Raw genomic sequence first — 16,228 nt, forward strand, 5'->3', positions numbered from 1 at the left:
CTGGCCGATCCCCGGCCGATCCCCCGAAAACCCCGGGAACGAGCGGTCGGGAGATCGTTTTCCCAGGTCGGATTAGGTATGCCTAAGTGACGCAGGGCACCGCGCGGTGATCCGGACGGCGCTTGTCAGGCTCCGCGGAATTACGCAACAATGGCGTTGTGAAAAACGTCGGCGAGGCTCGGGAGACCCCCACGGGGACCCCTCAGGAGGAGCTAGCGACCGGTGAGCGCTCCACGCGCAACCGGGTCGCGCGGTCCATCCTGGACCACGGCCCGTCGACCGTCGCCGAACTCGCCGGCCGGCTGGGACTGACCCAGGCGGCCGTCCGGCGTCACCTGGACGCGCTGGTCGCGGACGACGTCGTGGAGCCCCGTGAACAGCGGGTCTACGGCACGCGCACGCGTGGCCGCCCCGCCAAGGTCTTCGCGCTCACGGACTGCGGCCGGGACGCCTTCGACCAGTCGTACGACAAGCTCGCCGCGGACGCGCTGCGCTGGATCGCCGAGCGCGAGGGCGGCCCCGAGGCGGTCGCCGCCTTCGCCCGCGCCCGTATCGCCGCCCAGGCGAGCGCGTACCGCGAGGCGGTCGAAGCCGTGACGCCCGACAAACGCGCCGAAGCGCTGGCCAAGGCCTTGAGCGTCGACGGGTACGCTGCTACGGCGCGCAGCGCACCGGTCGGCGAGCAGCTCTGCCAGCACCACTGCCCGGTCGCCCACGTCGCGGAACAGTTCCCGCAGCTGTGCGAGGCGGAGACGGAGATCTTCGCCGAGCTGCTGGGTACTCACGTCCAGCGGCTGGCGACCATCGCGCACGGCGACGGCGTCTGCACGACGTTCATCCCCAAGATTTCCACTGACGCACCTGCAAGCACGGCCGGGAGGAACCCCGCATGACTCTCCCCACGGAGACTGCCCACCCCGAACTCGAGGGCCTGGGCAAGTACGAATACGGCTGGGCCGACTCCGACGTGGCCGGTGCCTCCGCACGGCGCGGCCTCAACGAGGACGTCGTCCGTGACATCTCGGGCAAGAAGTCCGAGCCGGAGTGGATGACCAAGCTGCGCCTGAAGGGCCTGAAGCTCTTCGCGAAGAAGCCGATGCCGAACTGGGGCTCCGACCTCTCGGGCATCGACTTCGACAACATCAAGTACTTCGTGCGCTCCACGGAGAAGCAGGCGGAGTCCTGGGAGGACCTGCCCGAGGACATCAAGAACACCTACGACAAGCTGGGCATCCCGGAGGCCGAGAAGCAGCGCCTCGTCGCCGGTGTCGCCGCCCAGTACGAGTCGGAGGTCGTCTACCACCAGATCCGCGAGGACCTGGAGGAGCAGGGCGTCATCTTCCTCGACACCGACACCGCGCTGAAGGAGCACCCCGAGCTCTTCAAGGAGTACTTCGGCACGGTGATCCCGGCCGGCGACAACAAGTTCGCCGCGCTGAACACCGCCGTGTGGTCCGGCGGCTCCTTCATCTACGTGCCGAAGGGCGTGCACGTCGAGATCCCGCTCCAGGCCTACTTCCGCATCAACACGGAGAACATGGGCCAGTTCGAGCGGACCCTGATCATCGTCGACGAGGGTGCCTACGTGCACTACGTCGAGGGGTGCACGGCCCCGATCTACAAGTCGGACTCGCTGCACAGCGCCGTGGTCGAGATCATCGTCAAGAAGAACGCCCGCTGCCGTTACACGACCATCCAGAACTGGTCGAACAACGTCTACAACCTGGTCACCAAGCGCGCCGTCGCCTACGAGGGCGCGACCATGGAGTGGATCGACGGCAACATCGGCTCCAAGGTGACGATGAAGTACCCGGCCGTCTACCTGATGGGCGAGCACGCCAAGGGCGAGACGCTCTCCATCGCCTTCGCGGGCGAGGGGCAGCACCAGGACGCCGGCGCCAAGATGGTCCACATGGCGCCGAACACCTCGTCCAACATCGTCTCCAAGTCGGTCGCGCGCGGTGGCGGCCGTACGTCCTACCGCGGTCTGATCGAGATCGGCGAGGGCGCCGCCGGGTCGAAGTCCAACGTGCTGTGCGACGCGCTGCTGGTGGACACCATCTCCCGGTCGGACACGTACCCGTACGTCGACGTCCGCGAGGACGACGTGTCCATGGGCCACGAGGCCACCGTCTCCAAGGTCTCCGAGGACCAGCTCTTCTACCTGATGAGCCGCGGCCTGTCCGAGGACGAGGCCATGGCGATGATCGTGCGCGGATTCGTCGAGCCGATCGCCAAGGAGCTGCCCATGGAGTACGCGCTGGAGCTCAACCGGCTTATCGAGCTGCAGATGGAGGGCGCGGTCGGCTGACCGCCGCCCTCGCCAGCAGACGCCTTACTCAGGAAAGAGAGCACTACGACAGCCATGGCTGAGGCCCAGAACTCCCCGACGCTCGGCTCCGCTCGCGCGGGGGGACCCCCACCGGTGGGCTCGACCACCGCCGGCTCGATCGCGGTCGCCGCGGAGTCGACCGTCGTCTCGCGCATGAGCGCGCCCCCGTCCTTCGACGTCGCGGACTTCCCGGTCCCGCACGGCCGCGAGGAGGAGTGGCGGTTCACCCCGCTGGAGCGCCTGCGCGGTCTGCACGACGGCACCGCCGTCGCGAACGGCGACGGTGTGAAGGTCGACATCCAGGCCCCCGAGGGCGTCACCGTCGAGACCGTCGGCCGTGACGACGCGCGGCTCGGCAGGGCGGGCACCCCGGTGGACCGCGTCGCCGCGCAGGCGTACTCGGCCTTCGACAAGGCCTCGGTCGTGACCGTCCCGAAGGAGACCGTCCTCACCGAGCCGATCCGCGTCGCGGTGCACGGCCAGGGCGGCACCGCCTTCGGCCACCAGGTGATCGAGCTGGGCGCCTTCGCCGAGGCCGTCGTGGTCATCGACCACACCGGCGACGCGGTGCTCGCCGCCAACGTCGACTACGTCCTCGGGGACGGCGCCAAGCTGACCGTCGTCTCCGTCCAGGACTGGGACGACAAGGCCGTCCACGTCGCCCAGCACAACGCGCTGGTCGGCCGGGACGCCGCCTTCAAGTCCGTGGTCGTCACCTTCGGCGGTGACGTGGTGCGCCTGAACCCGCGCGTGGAGTACGCCGGCCCCGGCGGCGAGGCAGAGCTGTTCGGCCTGTACTTCACCGATGCCGGGCAGCACCAGGAGCACCGCCTGCTGGTCACCCACAACACCCCGCACTGCAAGTCGAACGTCGTCTACAAGGGCGCGCTCCAGGGCGACGACGCGCACGCGGTCTGGATCGGCGACGTGCTCATCGAGGCCAAGGCCGAGGGCACGGACACCTACGAGATGAACCGCAACCTGGTCCTCACCGACGGCGCGCGCGTCGACTCGGTGCCGAACCTGGAGATCGAGACCGGCGAGATCGTCGGCGCCGGCCACGCCTCCGCCACCGGCCGCTTCGACGACGAGCAGCTCTTCTACCTGATGGCCCGCGGCATCCCGGAGCACGAGGCCCGCCGCCTGGTGGTCCGCGGCTTCTTCGCCGAGCTGGTCCAGCAGATCGGTGTCGCCGACATCGAGGAGCGGCTGCTCACCAAGATCGAGGAGGAGCTGGAGGCTTCGGTCGCATGACAGCCTCGTCGTTCGTACGCGCCTGCGGGCTGAGCGAGCTGGAGGAGGACACCCCGAAGCGGGTGGAACTCGACGGCACGCCGGTCTCGGTCGTGAAGACCGAGGGCGAGGTGTTCGCGATCCACGACATCTGCTCGCACGCGAACGTCTCCCTGTCCGAGGGCGAGGTGGAGGACTGCCAGATCGAGTGCTGGCTGCACGGCTCCAGCTTCGACCTGCGCACCGGCAAGCCGTCCGGCCTCCCCGCGACGCGCCCCGTCCCCGTATACCCCGTAAAGATCGAAGGGGACGACGTTCTCGTCTCCCTCACCCAGGAGTCCTGAGGCACCCATGGCAACGCTTGAAATCCGAGACCTGCACGTCACCGTCGAGGCCGACAACGCCACGAAGGAGATCCTCAAGGGCGTCGACCTCACCGTGAAGCAGGGCGAGACGCACGCCATCATGGGCCCCAACGGCTCCGGCAAGTCGACCCTCGCCTACTCCCTCGCGGGTCACCCGAAGTACACGATCACCAGCGGCACCGTGCTGCTCGACGGCGAGGACGTCCTGGCGATGTCCGTCGACGAGCGGGCCCGCGCCGGCCTGTTCCTCGCGATGCAGTACCCGGTCGAGGTCCCCGGCGTCTCGGTCTCCAACTTCCTGCGCACCTCCGCCACCGCCGTCCGCGGCGAGGCCCCCAAGCTGCGCACCTGGGTGAAGGAGGTCAAGGGGGCCATGGAGCGCCTCAACATGGACCCGTCCTTCGCCGAGCGCAACGTGAACGAGGGCTTCTCCGGCGGTGAGAAGAAGCGCCACGAGATCCTCCAGCTGGAGCTGCTCAAGCCGAAGGTCGCGATCCTGGACGAGACCGACTCCGGCCTCGACGTGGACGCGCTGCGGATCGTCTCCGAGGGCGTCAACCGCGTCCGCGAGACCGGCGAGGTCGGCACCCTGCTGATCACGCACTACACGCGCATCCTGCGCTACATCAAGCCCGACTTCGTCCACGTCTTCTCCGCCGGCCGGATCGTGGAGTCCGGCGGCGCCGAGCTCGCCGACAAGCTGGAGGACGAGGGCTACGAGGCATACACGAAGGGTGGCGTATCCGCGTGACGCAGCTGCCGGGCCTCCTCGACACCGAGGCGATCCGCAAGGACTTCCCCATCCTGGACCGTCAGGTCCACGACGGCAGGAAGCTCGTGTACCTGGACAACGCGGCGACCTCGCAGAAGCCGCGCCAGGTGCTGGACGCCCTGAGCGAGTACTACGAGCGCTACAACGCCAACGTCCACCGCGGTGTGCATGTGCTCGCCGAGGAGGCCACGGCGCTGTACGAGGGCGCGCGCGACAAGGTCGCGGAGTTCGTCAACGCGCCCAGCCGTGACGAGGTGATCTTCACCAAGAACGCCTCCGAGTCGCTGAACCTCGTGGCGAACATGCTGGGCTGGGCCGACGAGCCCTACCGGGTGGACCACGAGACCGAGATCGTCATCACGGAGATGGAGCACCACTCCAACATCGTGCCGTGGCAGCTGCTGGCGCAGCGCACGGGCGCGAAGCTGAAGTGGTTCGGCCTCACCGACGACGGCCGGCTCGACCTGTCCAACATCGACGAGGTCATCACGGAGAAGACGAAGATCGTCTCCTTCGTGCTGGTGTCGAACATCCTGGGCACGGTCAACCCGGTCGAGACGATCATCCGCCGCGCCCAGGAGGTCGGCGCCCTCGTCTGCATCGACGCCTCCCAGGCCGCCCCGCACATGCCGCTGGACGTGCAGGCCCTGCAGGCCGACTTCGTGGCCTTCACCGGCCACAAGATGTGCGGCCCGACCGGCATCGGCGTCCTGTGGGGCCGCCAGGAGCTGCTGGAGGACCTGCCCCCGTTCCTCGGTGGCGGCGAGATGATCGAGACGGTCTCGATGCACTCGTCCACCTACGCTCCGGCGCCGCACAAGTTCGAGGCGGGCACGCCCCCGATCGCCCAGGCGGTCGGGCTCGGCGCGGCGATCGACTACCTGCAGTCGATCGGCATGGACAAGGTCCTCGCCCATGAGCACGCGCTGACGGAGTACGCGGTGCGGCGCCTGACCGAGGTCCCCGACCTGCGGATCATCGGCCCGACGACGGCCGAGGACCGCGGCGCGGCGATCTCCTTCACCCTCGGGGACATCCACCCGCACGACGTGGGGCAGGTCCTGGACGAGCAGGGCATCGCGGTCCGGGTCGGCCACCACTGCGCCCGCCCGGTCTGCCTGCGCTACGGAATTCCCGCGACCACGCGAGCGTCGTTCTATCTGTACTCCACGCCGGCCGAGATCGACGCACTGGTCGAGGGGCTGGAGCACGTACGGAACTTCTTCGGCTGAGAGGCGTGAGCTGACACCGTGAAGCTGGACTCGATGTACCAGGACGTCATCCTGGACCACTACAAGAACCCGCACGGGCGGGGCTTGCGGGATGGCGACGCCGAGGTGCACCACGTGAACCCGACGTGCGGCGACGAGATCACCCTGCGCGTGAAGTACGACGGCACGACGATCGAGGACGTCTCCTACGAGGGCCAGGGCTGCTCCATCAGCCAGGCCTCCGCGTCCGTGCTGAACGAACTGCTGGTCGGCAAGGACCTGGCCGAGGCACGCAGGATCCAGGAGACCTTCCTGGAGCTGATGCAGTCCAAGGGCAGGATCGAGCCCGACGACGCGATGGAGGAGATCCTGGAGGACGCGGTCGCGTTCGCCGGTGTCTCCAAGTACCCCGCGCGGGTCAAGTGCGCCCTCCTGAGCTGGATGGCGTGGAAGGACGCGACGGCCCAGGCGCTGGATGGCGCCGAAGCCGAAAGGAAGACCGCATGAGCGACACCGTCGAGATGAAGCCGGCCTCCGAGGAGGAACTCCGCGAGGCCCTGATGGACGTCGTCGACCCCGAGCTGGGCATCGACGTCGTCAACCTCGGCCTGATCTACGGCATCCACATCGACGACTCCAATATCGCGACCGTGGACATGACCCTGACCTCGGCGGCCTGCCCGCTGACGGACGTGATCGAGGACCAGGCCAAGTCGGCCACCGACGGCCTGGTCAACGAGCTGCGCATCAACTGGGTCTGGATGCCGCCGTGGGGCCCGGACAAGATCACGGACGACGGCCGCGAGCAGCTGCGGGCGCTCGGGTTCAACGTCTGATCCCACCACGCCTGATCCGCGTGCGTGAAGCGGCGGCACCTGCCGGGTGCCGCCGCTTCCGTGTGTTCAGGCCCGCCCGTCCACCAGCAGGAACGCTGAGTCGGCCCGGTAGAGGCCGGTGTCCTGGTACGGGGCCAGCCGCAGCTGGAAGTCGCGGTGGCGCAGGAAGCGGCCGGGATAGTTGACCGACTCCAGCATGACGGCGCCGCTGAAGACGGAGGCGCGGGGACAGAACGTGGCGTCCTGCCTGAACAGGGCCGAGCCGTCGGCGCGTTCGGCCCGCAGCAGGAACTCGCGGTGGCGCAGGTAACCGCCGTCGGCCGTGGTGAAGGAGTAACAGCGGGCGTCGGCCAGGCCCTTGACCACGGTGAAGGTGGCGGCACGGCGGTCGGCGTCCGAGCTGACGGGGTCGAGTTTCACCAGACCGCCGCTGACGTGCCAGTAGCGGTCCGGGTAGTTGAGGGACCGCACGGACGTCCCGTGCTCCGCCGGGCGGGGAGAACCGGCCGTGGGCGTGGAGGACTTGGCGGGCGTGTGCCGCGGCGGGGCGGCGGACCGGGAGGCGGACGGCGAGAGCGACGGCGCGGACGGGTCCGTGCGGTTCCTCGCGGGGACCGGCGAGTTCGCCGGCGCGGTGGACGGGGAGGCGAAGGAGAGCAGGCCGGGGCCGTTGTCGGGCGGTGTCGCCGGCGCGGTGGCCTTCGTTTCCGTGGGCCGGTCGTTCAGGGCGGTCACGGCCACGCAGGCGCCGGCGACCGCCAGGGCCAGTGCGACGGCCAGCCCGAGTCTTCGGGCGCGGGGGGTGTTTTCAGGCACGGGCCCGCACAGTAGTGGAGGCGGGGCCGGATGCGAGCGGTTTCTATGAAAGTGAAACCTTCCCGTTGTGTACGGCCGTACGCAGCCCTTTTGTACGCTCGTACGCATGGGATACCTGCTGCTCGCGGGCGCCATCGCCGCCGAGGTCGCCGCCACCACGGCGATGAAGTACAGCGAGGGCTTCAGCCGGCTCTGGCCCTCGCTCGTGACGGCACTCGGCTACGTCGTCTCGTTCGCGCTGCTCGCCAGGACGCTGAGGACCGTGCAGATCGGCACCGCCTACGCCATCTGGTCCGGCGTGGGCACCGCGGCCATCGCCGTCCTCGGCCTGCTGCTGTTCGGCGAGGGCCTGAACCCGGCGAAGGTCGCGGGCATCCTGCTGATCATCGGGGGAGTCGTGGTGCTGAACCTCGGCGGAGCGGCGCACTGATGCCCCGCCGGTACGACCCCGGCCGCCGGCAGCGGATCATCGACGCGGCCATCCGCGTGGTCGGCCGGGACGGCATCGCCGGGCTGAGCCACCGTACGGTCGCCGCGGAGGCGGACGTACCGCTCGGCTCCACGACGTACCACTTCGCCAGCCTGGAGGAACTGCTGGTGGCGGCGCTGCGGCAGGCGAGCGTGGGGTTCGGCGGGATGCCGGCCGAGCAGCTGCCGCAGGACGGCGGCCCGGGCGACCTGGCCGCGGACCTCGCCCGGGCACTGGGCCGCCGGCTGGCGGGCGGGCGCACCGGCGTGGAGCTGGAGTACGAGCTGTACCTGGCGGCGCTGCGCCGCCCCGCCCTCAGGCCCGTCGCCGCCGAGCGGACCGAGCGGGCGGCGGCGCTGCTGGCCCGCCGCACCGACCCGGCCACCGCGCGCGCCCTGCTCGCGCTGATGGACGGCATCTGCCTCCAGGTGCTGCTGGCGGGCGCTTCCTACGACGAGGGGTCCGCGCGCGCCGCACTGGCCCGGCTGATCCGCTGAAACCCCCGCCCGGCACGTGAGACGCGGTTCGCCCTCAGCGCCCCGCCCACGTTAGGTTTTCCTCCATGACCGAGTCTGCAACCCGTACCACCGGCGCCGTCGCCGCCGGCCTCGCCACGATCGCCTCCGACGGCACCGTGCTCGACACCTGGTTCCCGGCCCCCGAGCTGGTCGAGGCGCCGGGACCGGCCGGCACCGAGCGGCTCACCGCCGAGCAGGCGGCCCAGCTGCTCGGCGGCGGCGCGACCGCGGCGACCGGCCCGGACGCCCGCCGGGGTGTCGAGGTGGTCGCGGTCCGCACGGTCATCGCCTCGCTGGACGACAAGCCGCTCGACGCGCACGACGTCTACCTGCGCCTGCACCTGCTCTCGCACCGCCTGGTCAAGCCGCACGGCCAGAACCTGGACGGCATCTTCGGCCACCTCGCCAACGTCGCCTGGACCTCGCTCGGCCCGGTCGCCGTGGACGACGTCGAGAAGGTGCGCCTGAACGCCCGCGCCGAGGGCCTGCACCTCCAGGTGACCTCGGTCGACAAGTTCCCGCGCATGACGGACTACGTCGCCCCCAAGGGCGTGCGCATCGCCGACGCCGACCGGGTCCGCCTGGGCGCGCACCTCGCGGCCGGCACCACGGTCATGCACGAGGGCTTCGTCAACTTCAACGCCGGCACCCTCGGCACCTCCATGGTCGAGGGCCGGATCTCCGCGGGTGTCGTCGTCGGCGACGGCTCCGACATCGGCGGCGGCGCCTCCACCATGGGCACCCTGTCCGGTGGCGGCAACGTGATCATCTCCATCGGCGAGCGCTGCCTGGTCGGTGCCGAGGCGGGCGTCGGCATCGCGCTCGGCGACGAGTGCGTGGTGGAGGCGGGCCTGTACATCACCGCGGGCACTCGCGTCACCATGCCCGACGGCCAGATCGTCAAGGCCCGCGACCTGAACGGCGCCTCGAACATCCTCTTCCGCCGCAACTCGGTCACCGGCACGGTCGAGGCCCGCCCGAACAACGCGGTCTGGGGCGGCCTGAACGACATCCTGCACAGCCACAACTGACGCGGCCCGTCCGTCCGGAGCGCCCCCCACCGCATGGTGGGGGGCGCTCCGTCGTCGGCCGGGCGGTCCGTCTTCGCGCGCCTCCGACCGGTCAGCGCCCGCCGGGGGTCGTGGGCCGGTCCGCGGTGAGTGCCTCGTACAGCGCCAGCAGTCCGTCGGACGTCTCCCGGTCGGCGGGCAGCAGCGGTGCGCGGACCGGTCCCGCGGGCAGGCCGAGGCGGGCCAGCAGGGCCTTCGCGGTGACCGTGCCGGGCAGGCCCGCGTCCGTCATCGCCTCGGTCAGCGGTGTGAGGGCCAGCTGGAGGGCGGCCGCCCGGTCGGTGTCGCCGGCGTCGAACGCGTCCAGGACCGCGGCGACCCGGTCCGGTACGGCGTTCGCGACCGTGCTCACACAGCCCACCGCGCCGATGGCGTACAGCGCCAGCACATGCTCGTCGCAGCCCGCGTAGTACGCCAGCCCCGTCCGCGCCAGCACCTTCTGGGTGCCGAGGAGGTCGTAGGAGCAGTCCTTGACGGCCACGATCCGCGGGTGCCCGGCGAGCTCGATCATGGTGTCGGGGGCGATCCGGGTACCGGTGCGGCCCGGGATGTCGTAGAGCATCACCGGCAGCTCGCTCGCGTCGGCGACCGCCCGGAAGTGGGCGGCCACGGCGTCCTGCGGGGGCCGGCTGTAGTACGGCGTCGCCACCAGGACGCCGTCGGCGCCCGCCTTCCCGGCCGCGAGCGCCAGCTCCATGGTGTGCCGGGTGTCGGCGGTGCCCACGCCCGCGACCAGCGCGACCCCGTCGCCGACCGCCTCCCGTACGGCCTCGACCAGGCGGCCCTTCTCCTCGTCGGTGGTGGTGGGCGACTCGCCCGTGGTGCCGCCGAGGACGAGGCCGTCGCAGCCCCGGGTCACCAGGTGCGCGGCCAGCCGCCGGGCGCCGTCCAGGTCGAGGGCGCCCGCCCCGGTGAACGGCGTGATCATGGCGCAGAGCGTGCGGCCGAAGGGAGCGGCCGTGCGGGGAGTCGTCATGGGAGTAGTCTCGGCGGATCGATGGTGAAGAACTACTTAATTCTCCTACGAGTAATCGTTAAGGACTGCTGATCTGTCGGAGGGGATGCGGCCGGAGGTCCGGTGTCCAAGCCGGTACCTGATGGGTCACTATGGCGGGAGGGTCACCGACGTCAGGTCATGGGAGGCGCCATGAAGCTGGGCAAGGCACTGGCCACCGGGGTCGCCGAGGAGCGGCCGGCCGACCACCTCGTGCCCGAGGAGGAGCGGCGAAGCCCCGAGGAGACCCTCCAGGAGCGGACGGCCGAGCCGGCCCGCGCAGAGGTCCCGGCCGCCCGATGAGGATGCGGCTCCCGGCGGAACACCCGACGGAGCCGCCGACCGGCTACAAGATCGCCCACCCGGTGCTGTCCCAGGACGGCACCCGGGCCGGGTTCACCGGTGTGTCGCTCGGCGGCGCGCTGCCGTACGCCGTTCTCGACGACGCCTCCTGCGTCTACGGCCTGCGGCACCGCCCGCCCGCGCGGCGCTGCGACTGCGGCTTCCACTGCGTGCACGACCGGACGGCCGCCGAGGCGCTGCTGAGCACCGCCGAACACCGCGCCGCCGTCCTGCTGGAGGTCTCCGTCCTCGGCGCCTACATCCGCTTCGAACGCGGCTTCCGCTACGCCCGGCAGCGGGTGCGCACCGCCACGGTCGGCCCCTGCGGCTGCGGCGCCGGCGCCGTCGCGCTGGCCGACGCCGGCTGGGGCCGGCCCGGCTGGCGGGTCCTGGCCCCCGCCTGCGCGGGCTGCCTGTGCGGGCGCCCGTCCGTCTCGCTCGCGGCCTTCGCCCGGCTGGCCGGGCAGGGCCTGCGGGTGGTCGCGGGCGCCGGCGCCCCGGCCGCCCGGCCGGGCCCCGCCGCCGAGTTGGCGCCCGCCGCCGAACCCGGCGTACCCGAACTCGTCGCCGAAGCAGCCCTGTTGCAGGCGCGCCTGGACTGGTTCCAGTCCCAACTCGCGCGCCTCGGCGACCGCGGGACCGGCGGCGCCGGGCAGGGGTGAGGACCTCCGGCCCGGGTACCCGGACGTTCCGCACAGGAAGGAGGCGGAACGCCGTGACCGTGACCTCGCACACCCGGCCCGCGTCCGACGGGCACACCTCCACGGGCGAGCTCGTCAGCCGGGCCACCGAGCAGCTCTCCCGGCTGCTGCGGCAGGAGATCGCCCTCGCCAAGGAGGAGCTGGCCGAGAAGGGACGCCGGGCCGGACGCGGCGGCGGACTGCTGGGCGCCGCCGGTGCCGTCGGCTACGTCGGGCTGATCACCCTGGCCGCCGCGGCCACCGCCGCCCTCGCTCTGGCACTGCCCGTGTGGGCGGCGGCGCTGATCGTGGCCGCGGTGTTCTTCGCCGTGGCCGGACTGCTGGCCGCGACCGGACGCGCCCAGCTGCGCCGCGCCGCCCCGCCCGCACCCGAGGAGACGCTGGGCAGCGTCAGGGCGGACGTCGACGCGATCAGGGAAAGGGCACACCGATGACGCACAGGAAACCGCACGGCACGGGCGCCAAGGGCCCCGACGAGCTGCGGCAGCAGATCGAACAGACCCGCAGCCAGCTCGGCGACACCGTCGCCCAGCTGGTCGGCCGGGCCGATGTGAAGGGCCGGGCCCGCGCCCGGGCCGCCGACCTGAAGGACAAGGCCGGCGCCATGACCGTCCAGCTGCGCGCCGGCGCCGCCCAGGCGGGGCACGGCGTGCAGGACCGGGCGGCCAAGGCGGGGCACCTGGTGCAGGACCGCGCCACACGGGCCGGCCACACCGCGCAGGAACGGGTGACCAGGGCCGGCCACCTGGTGCAGGACCGCACCGGACACGGCCGGCACACCCTGCAGGACCGTGCCGCGCACGCCGGGCACTCCATGGAGCACGACGTCCGGGTGCCGCGCCCGCTGCGGTACGTCGTGGGCGCCGCCCGGCGGCATCCGCGGCCGGCACTCCTGCTGGGCGCGGCGGGCGCCGCCCTCGTCGGCGCCGCCGTCATCTGGCGCCGCGTCGACCGCGGGCAGTGACACCGTGCCGGCGGGACCGGCCGGACGGCGCGTCCGGCCGGTCCCGCCGCCGGGTCACGGACGGAACCGCAGCACCTGCGGGTCGTGGTCGCTGATCTGGTCGTGGAACTCCGCGTTGATGTGCACGCTGTCGTAGTCGAAGTCCCGGCCGCGGCGGATCGCCGGGCTGATCAGGATCTGGTCCAGGACCTGCTGGTTGCCCTGGTAGTCGTACGTGTAACGCTCCCGCTTCGGCAGCGACTTGATCGCCGACCACAGCTCGCCGTCGCCCTCCAGGATCTTCGCGGTCCCGGAGAACTCGAAGTCGTTCATGTCGCCGAGCGCGATGACGTCCGCGTCCTTCTGCGCGGACAGGATGTCCTTGACGAACGCGTTCACCTCGGTCGCCTGGGCGTGCCGCTGGACCTCCGAGCTGCGCACCGGCGGCTGGTACTGCGCGGTCAGCCCCTGGTCGCCGCCCTTGGACGTGAGGTGGTTGGCGATCACGAAGACCGTCCTGCCGCGGAAGACGAACTCGCCCGCGAGCGGCTTGCGGCTGTTGGTCCAGGCCGCGTTCGCCGGGTCGATCCGGCCCGGGGAGACCGTCAGCTGCGCCTTGCCGTGCACCTTGGTGACGCCGACCGCGGTGGTCGAGTCGCCGCCGGGGCGGTCCACGAAGGACACCCGCGCGGGGTTGAACAGGAACACCTGGCGGATGTTGCCGCCGGGCTCGCCGCCGTCCTGGTCGTTGACCGGGTTGACCGAGCGCCACTCGTACGCCGGCCCGCCCGCCGCGGTGATCGCGTCGATCAGCTTGGTCACCGTCTGGTCCGCGTCGACCGTGCCGTCGTCCTTGGCACCGTTGTTGTCCTGGATCTCCTCCAGGGACACGATGTCGGGCGAGCGCAGGTTGTTGACGATCGCGGAGGCGTGCTGGGCGAAGGTGGCGTCCGACGGGTCGAGGTTCTCGACGTTGTACGTCGCCACCGCCAGCTCGCGGCTCGACTGCCTGCGGGTCGTCTCGCGCTGCAGGCCGCCGCTCTCCAGCGCGCCGAGCTTGCTCGCGACGAGGGTGTACCCGCCGAACTGGTTGTAGTCCAGCGGGCCGGTGGTGGTGCCCTCCAGGGTGTCGCCGACGTCCGCCTTCGGGAAGTCGGCGGTGGCGCCCAGCGACTGGATCTGGAGCCGGCCGGTGTTCTGGGAGTCGTAGGAGCCGTAGACCGTGCCGCCGCGGCGGCTGCGGTGCTCCTTCGGCTTCACGGTGACCCACAGCTCGCTGTACGGGTCGGTCGCGGTGACCACGCGGGCGTCGGCGACCTGGACGTTCATGCCCTCCAGGGACTCGTAGTAGTCCAGGGCGTACGCCGACGGGTCCAGGGTGAGGCCGTTGATCGAGCCGGCCGCGGCGCTGTCACCGGTGGGCGCGTACGCGTCCGGCACCGAGTGCGCGTCGACGACGACCGGCGCCGGGACCGGGTTGCCGGTGGAGACGGTGGTGACGACCGGCTTGGTGATCTCCGTGACCGACTGGTTGCCGGAGGAGGTGCCGCCCGGGACGTACTCCGAGACCGTTCCGGTCACCGTCACCGCGTCGCCGGCCGCGACCTTGGGCGCGGAGCTGGTGAAGACGAACACGCCCTCGCTGGTGGCCGGGTTGTCGTCCGGGGTCGGGTCCTGGAGCCAGAACCCCTTGGACGAGCCGTACGTGCGCGTGGCCGTGACGATGCCGGGTACGTCCGTCACCTTCTGCCCGGCGAACGGGGACATCCGGGTCGTGCCCTGGATGTCGTGGACACGCACCGAGTCGGCGTGCGCGGGCGTGGGGACGACGACTATCTGGCTGACCGCCGCCGCGCTGCAGACGGCGGCGACGGTGAGCGCGGCGAGGCGCGCGGAAGACCTGCTCGGCAAGGGATCCCTCCGGGGACGTGACGATGCGCCGGGACGAGGGTGGAACGGGAGCGTGTGGGGCTCGTAGCCCTCTGTCACACGCATAGAGCCGAGTGAACAGTTGTCCCCCCAACTTCTACGCGCGTCAATCTCCTGCCTGCCGAGGGGAGTTGTCAAGGTTTCGGCCATGGACGACTGCTTACGGGGAGATGAACCGGGCGGCATGGGTGGATATCCGTCTAGGCTGAGCGGCTGAGTCCGTTCACGGTCCGAGGAGAACCAGCCGATGTCAGACAGCTCCCCCCTGCCGCCCGTACGGCTGCACCCCGAAGCGGAGCTGGCGCGTGCCGCGCTGTCCACGCCGTTGCTGTCCCGGGCCGCCCGACTCGCCCGCTGGGCCGGACCCGACACCCGTGTCGACGCCGGCGGCGAGCTGGCCGAGGAGCAGCTGCCGGCCGCCGCCGAACTGCTCGGACTGGCCGGTGAGGACGCGGCCGCGTACGCGAGCGAGGCCTGGCGGATCGCGGTGGACACCGGCCTGGTGGAGATCGTCGACGAGGAGGCCGGCACGGTCCGGGCGGGGGAGGAGCTGAAGCTGCTCACCGGCGGCTCCCCGCAGGACGTGCTCACCGTGTGGCTCGCCGCCCTGGAGACCGTCCTCGCCGACGCGGCCGTCCCCGATCTGGACGACCTGGTCGACGCGCTCGACGACGGCGGGGAGATCGATTTCTCGTCACTCGACTGGGACCCGGAGGCCGAGGCGGAGTTCCTCGACGGCGTCCTCGGCAACCTCTACCTGCTGACCGTCAGTGAGGACGGCGCCGGCGACGGGCCCGTCCCGCTGCCCGCCCTCGCCGCCTCCATGCTCGTACCCGACGACATGGGCGAACCCACCAACGACGTCCTGGAGCAGGTCTCCGACGCCATGATGCGACTGGACGACCAGTTCCGGACGCTGGAACCGGTCGGGCTCGTGGCCTACCAGCCGGTGGACGAGGCGCTCATGGCCGACGCCGACGAGGAGCCCGCGGCGCCGGTGGACGACACCGACGTCTCCCGCTACGGCATGGTCCGGCTCACCCCGCTCGGCGCGTACGGCGTGCGGGCGCGGCTGCTGGAGGCCGGGTTCGAGGCGCCGGCCGTCGGGGACCTCGCCGACAAGGGCGCGGACGCGCTGCTCGACGGCACCGCCCGGTTCGGCCGGGACGCCGCCCGGTTCGAGACCGAGCAGTGGCTCACCCGCCGCGAACCGCTCGCCGCGGCACGGGAGTTGCTGGCGGCGGCACGCGGCGCGGACGCCGGGGCCCCGCTGCGCCGGCTGCGCTGCCAGCAGGCGCTGTCGCTGGTGGGCGCCGAGGCCGAACCCGCGCTGCGGGAGGTGCTGGACGACCCCGAACTCGGCGGGCTCGCCCGGGTGTGGCTGAGCGAGCGGGGCGCCGCCGACGTCCCGGCGCCGTCCGAGGAGCTGGTGTTCTGGCTCACCGTCGACACCCTGGCCGCCCAGCTGGCCGCCGAGGGCAACTCCGAGGAACTGCAGGCCCTGGTGGAGGGGCTGGCCGCCCAGCACAGCGGGTTCTTCGCGGCGGCCTGGCGGGTGGATCACCCCGCCACCGCCGAGGTGCTGGACGCGATGGGCCGGCTGCACCCGGACAAGAAGGTGGCCAAACAGGCGCGGAAGGCGGCGTTCAAGGCCCGCTCCCAGCAAGGAGGTTGAGAGCGCGGCCGGGTCACGCGCC

19 protein-coding genes are annotated in these 16,228 nt (G+C 71.6%); 16 read left to right on the forward strand and 3 right to left on the reverse strand.

The features are described 5' to 3' along the window. The first annotated feature begins 158 nt into the window (after window positions 1–158). From ACZ3ZD_RS25655 to ACZ3ZD_RS25690, 8 genes are read left to right on the forward strand one after another with little or no spacing between them, the layout of a single operon-like run. Entirely contained in the window at window positions 159–893 is a 735-nt protein-coding gene (locus tag ACZ3ZD_RS25655) for a helix-turn-helix transcriptional regulator (protein WP_467401637.1), read from the forward strand. Then, window positions 890–2,311, forward strand: a complete 1,422-nt coding sequence (gene sufB / locus ACZ3ZD_RS25660; protein WP_467401640.1) for a Fe-S cluster assembly protein SufB — start codon at window positions 890–892, stop codon at window positions 2,309–2,311. The genes ACZ3ZD_RS25655 and sufB overlap by 4 nt, the downstream gene beginning before the upstream one ends. Window positions 2,312–2,365: 54 nt before the next feature. Then, window positions 2,366–3,586 carry a Fe-S cluster assembly protein SufD gene (gene sufD / locus ACZ3ZD_RS25665; protein ID WP_467401642.1) on the forward strand — a complete coding sequence of 407 codons (1,221 nt, stop codon included), beginning with the start codon at window positions 2,366–2,368 and terminating at the stop codon, window positions 3,584–3,586. Next, window positions 3,583–3,909 carry a non-heme iron oxygenase ferredoxin subunit gene (locus ACZ3ZD_RS25670; RefSeq protein ID WP_467401645.1) on the forward strand — a complete coding sequence of 109 codons (327 nt, stop codon included), beginning with the start codon at window positions 3,583–3,585 and terminating at the stop codon, window positions 3,907–3,909. Before sufD ends, ACZ3ZD_RS25670 begins: the two co-directional genes overlap by 4 nt. Before the next feature lie 7 nt (window positions 3,910–3,916). Then, window positions 3,917–4,681: a Fe-S cluster assembly ATPase SufC gene (gene sufC, locus ACZ3ZD_RS25675; protein ID WP_467401647.1), complete on the forward strand. Its 765-nt coding sequence runs from the start codon at window positions 3,917–3,919 to the stop codon at window positions 4,679–4,681. Then, window positions 4,678–5,934 carry a cysteine desulfurase gene (locus ACZ3ZD_RS25680; protein WP_467401650.1) on the forward strand — a complete coding sequence of 419 codons (1,257 nt, stop codon included), beginning with the start codon at window positions 4,678–4,680 and terminating at the stop codon, window positions 5,932–5,934. The genes sufC and ACZ3ZD_RS25680 overlap by 4 nt, the downstream gene beginning before the upstream one ends. 18 nt (window positions 5,935–5,952) lie before the next feature. Further along, window positions 5,953–6,420 carry a Fe-S cluster assembly sulfur transfer protein SufU gene (sufU, locus tag ACZ3ZD_RS25685; protein WP_467401652.1) on the forward strand — a complete coding sequence of 156 codons (468 nt, stop codon included), beginning with the start codon at window positions 5,953–5,955 and terminating at the stop codon, window positions 6,418–6,420. Then, window positions 6,417–6,749 (forward strand): metal-sulfur cluster assembly factor, encoded by a 333-nt coding sequence (locus ACZ3ZD_RS25690; protein WP_059248670.1) that lies wholly within the window; start codon window positions 6,417–6,419, stop codon window positions 6,747–6,749. Before sufU ends, ACZ3ZD_RS25690 begins: the two co-directional genes overlap by 4 nt. Window positions 6,750–6,815: 66 nt before the next feature. Here ACZ3ZD_RS25690 and ACZ3ZD_RS25695 read toward each other — a convergent pair whose 3' ends face one another. Beyond that, a complete protein-coding gene (locus tag ACZ3ZD_RS25695) occupies window positions 6,816–7,565 on the reverse strand; it encodes an AbfB domain-containing protein (protein WP_467401656.1) in 750 nt (249 codons plus the stop codon). A gap of 106 nt (window positions 7,566–7,671) precedes the next feature. On the opposite strand from ACZ3ZD_RS25695, the gene ACZ3ZD_RS25700 reads away from it, so the two are divergent. From ACZ3ZD_RS25700 to dapD, 3 genes are all read left to right on the forward strand, one after another. Then, window positions 7,672–7,995: a DMT family transporter gene (locus tag ACZ3ZD_RS25700; protein ID WP_467401659.1), complete on the forward strand. Its 324-nt coding sequence runs from the start codon at window positions 7,672–7,674 to the stop codon at window positions 7,993–7,995. Continuing rightward, complete coding sequence (locus ACZ3ZD_RS25705; protein WP_467401661.1) at window positions 7,995–8,531, forward strand: TetR/AcrR family transcriptional regulator; 537 nt, start codon at window positions 7,995–7,997, stop codon at window positions 8,529–8,531. The genes ACZ3ZD_RS25700 and ACZ3ZD_RS25705 overlap by 1 nt, the downstream gene beginning before the upstream one ends. A gap of 65 nt (window positions 8,532–8,596) precedes the next feature. Further along, complete coding sequence (gene dapD / locus ACZ3ZD_RS25710) at window positions 8,597–9,583, forward strand: 2,3,4,5-tetrahydropyridine-2,6-dicarboxylate N-succinyltransferase (protein ID WP_467401664.1); 987 nt, start codon at window positions 8,597–8,599, stop codon at window positions 9,581–9,583. Between the two features lie 91 nt (window positions 9,584–9,674). Here the strand turns inward: dapD and dapA are convergent, their stop codons facing one another. Continuing rightward, the gene (gene dapA, locus ACZ3ZD_RS25715; RefSeq protein WP_467401666.1) at window positions 9,675–10,598 is read right to left on the reverse strand and encodes a 4-hydroxy-tetrahydrodipicolinate synthase; all 924 of its coding nucleotides are present in this window, start codon (window positions 10,596–10,598) and stop codon (window positions 9,675–9,677) included. 171 nt (window positions 10,599–10,769) lie between these two features. Here dapA and ACZ3ZD_RS25720 point away from each other — a divergent pair, with 171 nt between their 5' ends. The 4 genes from ACZ3ZD_RS25720 to ACZ3ZD_RS25735 are packed head-to-tail and all read left to right on the forward strand — an operon-like array spanning window position 10,770 to window position 12,623. Further along, window positions 10,770–10,919 carry a hypothetical protein gene (locus tag ACZ3ZD_RS25720; protein WP_467401669.1) on the forward strand — a complete coding sequence of 50 codons (150 nt, stop codon included), beginning with the start codon at window positions 10,770–10,772 and terminating at the stop codon, window positions 10,917–10,919. Beyond that, window positions 10,916–11,620 carry a hypothetical protein gene (locus tag ACZ3ZD_RS25725; protein WP_467401672.1) on the forward strand — a complete coding sequence of 235 codons (705 nt, stop codon included), beginning with the start codon at window positions 10,916–10,918 and terminating at the stop codon, window positions 11,618–11,620. Before ACZ3ZD_RS25720 ends, ACZ3ZD_RS25725 begins: the two co-directional genes overlap by 4 nt. Before the next feature lie 53 nt (window positions 11,621–11,673). Further along, complete coding sequence (locus ACZ3ZD_RS25730) at window positions 11,674–12,093, forward strand: phage holin family protein (RefSeq protein WP_467401675.1); 420 nt, start codon at window positions 11,674–11,676, stop codon at window positions 12,091–12,093. Next, window positions 12,090–12,623 carry a DUF3618 domain-containing protein gene (locus tag ACZ3ZD_RS25735; protein ID WP_467401677.1) on the forward strand — a complete coding sequence of 178 codons (534 nt, stop codon included), beginning with the start codon at window positions 12,090–12,092 and terminating at the stop codon, window positions 12,621–12,623. The genes ACZ3ZD_RS25730 and ACZ3ZD_RS25735 overlap by 4 nt, the downstream gene beginning before the upstream one ends. 54 nt (window positions 12,624–12,677) lie before the next feature. On the opposite strand, the gene ACZ3ZD_RS25740 is transcribed toward ACZ3ZD_RS25735, so the two are convergent. After that, window positions 12,678–14,513 (reverse strand): endonuclease/exonuclease/phosphatase family protein, encoded by a 1,836-nt coding sequence (locus ACZ3ZD_RS25740; protein ID WP_467401681.1) that lies wholly within the window; start codon window positions 14,511–14,513, stop codon window positions 12,678–12,680. A gap of 265 nt (window positions 14,514–14,778) precedes the next feature. Here ACZ3ZD_RS25740 and ACZ3ZD_RS25745 point away from each other — a divergent pair, with 265 nt between their 5' ends. Beyond that, the gene (locus ACZ3ZD_RS25745; RefSeq protein WP_467401684.1) at window positions 14,779–16,206 is read left to right on the forward strand and encodes a hypothetical protein; all 1,428 of its coding nucleotides are present in this window, start codon (window positions 14,779–14,781) and stop codon (window positions 16,204–16,206) included. Window positions 16,207–16,228: the final 22 nt, after the last annotated feature.

This window comes from Streptomyces sp. NPDC023481 (assembly GCF_055560195.1).